Below are 4,044 nucleotides of genomic sequence, written 5' to 3'. Positions count from 1 at the left end.
CCCCGGCCCCGAGGACCACGATCCCGCTCATGCCCAACTCCCTTGTCCGGCAGCGCTGTTCGCCGCCCGACCTGCACGCTAGGCAGCCGAGGCCCGGTTACTTCAACGGAACCGGCGCTAGCCTCGGCACATGACCGACGAGACGGACGCCGTACGGCAGGAACCGCTCGATCCCGATATGTTCGACCCCGTCTGTCCCTCATCCGTGATGCCGTTCAGGGTGGGCGACAAGTGGACCGGCATGATCGTCCGCTGCCTCGAAGGCGGCCCGCGCCGCTTCACCGAACTCCGTATACCGCTCAAGGCCGTTACCCCCAAGGTCCTCAGCGAGACCCTGCGCGCCATGCAGCGCGACGGCCTGCTGACCAGGACCGCGTACGACGAGAACCCGCCGCGCGTCGAATACGCCCTCACCCCGCTCGGCCGCAGCCTCGTCCCGCTCCTCGACGCCGCCCGCGCCTGGAGCGAGACCCACCTTCCGCACCTTCTCGCGGCCCGTAGCAGCCACCGGCCCGACGCATCCTGATCGCGCCCTGCCGCATCATGGGCCCTGTGCGACTGGAAGCGATCACCTGGGACCGGCTCGGCGACCTGCTCGCCGAGCGTCTGCTCGACCTGAAGCCGGCCGACGGCAGCCCCTGGCCGCGCGTCGCCTTCGACGGCGCTCCGGCGGCCCACCCCGGCGACCTCGCCGAACGCGTCTCGGAGGCGCTGCGCGTCCGCGGCCGTTCCTCGCTCGTCGTCGGCACCGGTGGGTTTCTGCGCCCGGCCTCGCTGCGGCTGGAGTACGGACGCCAGGACGTCGAGGCGTACTACGACGGCTGGTTCGACACCGGTGCCCTGTGGCGCGAGGTCTTCGGCCCGCTCGAACCGGACGGGGACGGCCGCGTCCTGCCCGATCTGTGGGACCCGGTCGCCGACCGCGCCACCCGCAGCCCCTACGTCCAACTCCCGCCCGGTGCCGTCCTGTTGCTGCACGGCCCCCTCCTCCTTCGACACTGGTTCCCGTTCGACCTGACCGTCCACGTCCTCCTCTCACCGGGCGCCCTGCGCCGCCGTACCCCCGAGACCGAGCACTGGACCCTCCCCGCCTTCGAGCGCTACGAGGACGAGACCGACCCGGCCGGCACCGCGGACGTCCTGGTACGCGCCGACGACCCGCGTCACCCGGCGTGGAACGGCTGATCCGCAGAGCGGGTGAGTCCCACGGGACCTGGGGTGGCGCGACGGCGCACCGGAAATGGTGACCGTCCGGGTGCGTTCACCCCGTCGCGCGGCGAGAATGTAGGGCGCCGGGACTAGCGGAACGTTCTGTGCCGCGCCGGCCGTCCGGCACCGGGAGGTACTACATGACCACCGCCGGAGACATCATGCACCGGGGCGCCCAGTGGATCCCCGCCCATGAAACCCTGGACCGCGCCGCCCAGCTGATGCGCGAACTGGGCGTCGGAGCCCTGCCCATCAGCGACGAGAACGAACGGCTCTGCGGCATCCTCACCGACCGGGACATCGTCGTCGGCTGTGTGGCCATGGGCCACGACCCGGCCAAGATCACCGCAGGCGAGATGGCCCAGGGCACCCCCCGCTGGATCGACTCCGGCGCCGATGTCGGCGAGGTGCTCCAGGAGATGCAGGGACACCAGATCCGCCGGCTTCCCGTCATCGAGAACAAACGCCTCGTCGGCATGATCAGCGAGGCCGACCTGGCCCAGCATCTGACGGAGGAACAACTCGCCGGCTGGGTCGAGAGCGTCTACGCCCGCAGCGGCATGCGCTGAACCGCCGGGCGGTTCCGGGCACTGAACTGCCGGACCGTTTCCGGACGTTGTACCGCCGGACCGTTTCCGGTTCAGCGGCTGCCGTTCACAGCCAGCCGTTGCGCCGGAAGCCCCGGTACAGCGCCAGACAGGACACGAATATCACGCCGATGACCAGGGGATAGCCGAACCGCCAGTGCAGCTCCGGCATGTGGTCGAAGTTCATGCCGTACACACCGCACACCATCGTCGGTACGGCGATCACCGCGGCCCAGGCCGTGATCTTCCGCATGTCCTCGTTCTGCGCGACCGTCACCTGGGCGAGGTGCGCCTGCAGAATCGAGTTGAGCAGTTCGTCGAAGGACGCGATCTGCTCCTTCGCGCGCAGCAAGTGGTCGGAGACGTCCCGGAAGTAGGCCTGTATCTCCGGCCCGATCACCCGCATGGGCCGGGTGGCGAGCTCCTCCAGCGGGCGGCTGAGGGGGACGACCGCCCGCTTCAACTCCAGGAGTTCACGCTTGAGCTGGTAGATGCGGCCCGGGTCCGCCCGTGCGCCGTTCTCCGCGAACACGTCCGTCTCCACCTGGTCGATGTCCGCCTGCACCGAGTCCGTGACGCTCAGGTAGTCGTCGACCACATGGTCCGCGATCGCGTGCAGCACCGCGGCCGGTCCCTTGACGAGCTGTCGCGGGTTCGACTCCAACTCCTCGCGCAGCGGCCCCAGTGAGCCGTGCCGTCCGTGCCGCACGGTGATCACGAAGTCGGCGCCGATGAACACCATGATCTCGCCGGTGTTCACGACCTCGCTCGTCGCGGTCAGCTTCTCGTGCTCGACGTAGCAGACCGTCTTGAACACGGCGAACAGCGTCTCGCCGTAGCGCTCCACCTTCGGGCGCTGATGTGCCTCGATCGCGTCCTCGACCGCCAGCGGGTGCAGGTCGAAGAGCTCGGCGATGCCCGCGAACTCATCGTTCGTCGGCTCGTGCAGCCCGAGCCAGACGAAGCCGTCGTCCTTCTTGCGCACCCGCTCCACGGCGTCCACCAGATCGCCGCCGACCGGGACGCGGACGCCGTCCTGATAAGTGACGCAGTTCACCACCGAGGAGCCCAGCGGTGACCGGGCCGGGTGGCTCAGGTCGACCCGCGGGCGCCGCCGGGCCAGCCGTGCCACCTTGCGGAGGCCGCCGACCCTGCCGAGGCCCGTGACCTTCCGAAGATTCCCTGCCATGGACATCCGGATCTCCTTGCGTGGATCCCCTCGCATCGCATTTCTGCGCCTTGGCGTGCCAGTTTGCCAGGCCGACGTGAGCCGTGGGTAAGCCTGTGGGAACGGAATCCTCCGCTTTGTTCCCGGCTGTGGACGAAGGTTTGGACGAACCGGTGCACGGTCGCGGCAAGGGTGCGGTGGGCCGGAGCTTCGCCCTGTCGACAACCGGAGCGTCGCCCCCTGTCGACAAGCGGGGCAACTGGGATGATCGCGGCATGACGCGATCCGACGGGTATCTCCTCGACAACCGGCAGTCCGAGGCGGGACAGCGCTTCGACGCCTTCGCCACGCTCTTCGACCCCACGACGTTCCGGCACCTGGAGGGGTTCGGCGTCGGACCCGGCTGGCGCGTCTGGGAGGTCGGCGTCGGCGGCACCTCGGTGGTGTCCTGGCTGGCCAAGAAGGTCGGCCCGACCGGAAAGGTCGTAGCGACCGACATCGACACCTCGCAGGTCGCCTCGGCCGCACGCCCGCCGGTCGAGGTGCGTGTCCATGACGTCGGCGCCGAGGAACCGCCGGGGGAGGGCTTCGACCTCGTGCACGCCCGGCTCGTCCTCGTCCATGTGCCGGACCGGGAACGGGCGTTGCGCTCGATGATCAAGTCCCTGCGCTCCGGCGGCCGCCTCCTGATCGAGGACGCGGACCCCGCCCTGCAGCCTCTGCTCTGCCCCGACGAACACGGCCCCGAGCAGCAACTCGCGAACCGCCTCCGCCACGGCTTCCGCGAACTCCTCGCCGACCGCGGCGCCGACCTCTCCTACGGCCGCCGACTCCCGCGCCTGCTCCGCGAGGCCGGCCTGCGCAGGGTGGAGGCCGACGCGTACTTCCCGGTGACCTCACCTGCCTGCGCCGCCCTGGAATCCGCGACGGTCCGCCAGATCCGCTGCCAACTCGTCACCGCGGGCCTGGCCACGGACGAGGAGATCGACCGCCACCTGGCCAACGTCGCCTCCGGCACGATGGATCTGGCGACGGCTCCGATGATCTCGGCATGGGGGCGGAAGGCATAGGCGGGGGCGG

5 protein-coding genes are annotated in these 4,044 nt (G+C 70.0%); 4 read left to right on the top strand and 1 reads right to left on the bottom strand.

What is annotated here, in order from left to right; genetic code table 11:
* Positions 1–130 precede the first annotated feature (130 nt).
* The 3 genes from AC31A1_RS48000 to AC31A1_RS47990 all read left to right on the top strand — a co-directional run bounded on the left by AC31A1_RS48000 (position 131) and on the right by AC31A1_RS47990 (position 1,778).
* Positions 131–526 carry a winged helix-turn-helix transcriptional regulator gene (locus AC31A1_RS48000; protein ID WP_489659363.1) on the top strand — a complete coding sequence of 132 codons (396 nt, stop codon included), beginning with the start codon at positions 131–133 and terminating at the stop codon, positions 524–526.
* A gap of 17 nt (positions 527–543) precedes the next feature.
* Positions 544–1,185 (top strand): nucleoside/nucleotide kinase family protein, encoded by a 642-nt coding sequence (locus tag AC31A1_RS47995; RefSeq protein ID WP_489659362.1) that lies wholly within the window; start codon positions 544–546, stop codon positions 1,183–1,185.
* Positions 1,186–1,349: 164 nt separating this feature from the next.
* Positions 1,350–1,778, top strand: coding sequence for a CBS domain-containing protein (locus AC31A1_RS47990; RefSeq protein ID WP_019060469.1), 429 nt, complete (start codon positions 1,350–1,352; stop codon positions 1,776–1,778).
* 85 nt (positions 1,779–1,863) lie between these two features.
* Here the strand turns inward: AC31A1_RS47990 and corA are convergent, their stop codons facing one another.
* Positions 1,864–2,991 (bottom strand): magnesium/cobalt transporter CorA, encoded by a 1,128-nt coding sequence (gene corA / locus AC31A1_RS47985; protein WP_489659361.1) that lies wholly within the window; start codon positions 2,989–2,991, stop codon positions 1,864–1,866.
* Positions 2,992–3,239: 248 nt separating this feature from the next.
* Here corA and AC31A1_RS47980 point away from each other — a divergent pair, with 248 nt between their 5' ends.
* The gene (locus tag AC31A1_RS47980; RefSeq protein WP_489659360.1) at positions 3,240–4,034 is read left to right on the top strand and encodes a methyltransferase domain-containing protein; all 795 of its coding nucleotides are present in this window, start codon (positions 3,240–3,242) and stop codon (positions 4,032–4,034) included.
* Positions 4,035–4,044 lie beyond the last annotated feature (10 nt).

The organism is Streptomyces sp. P5F9, assembly GCF_057961495.1.
The sequence above is the reverse complement of the archived record's forward strand: the minus strand, read 5'-3'. Positions and strand labels throughout refer to the sequence as shown.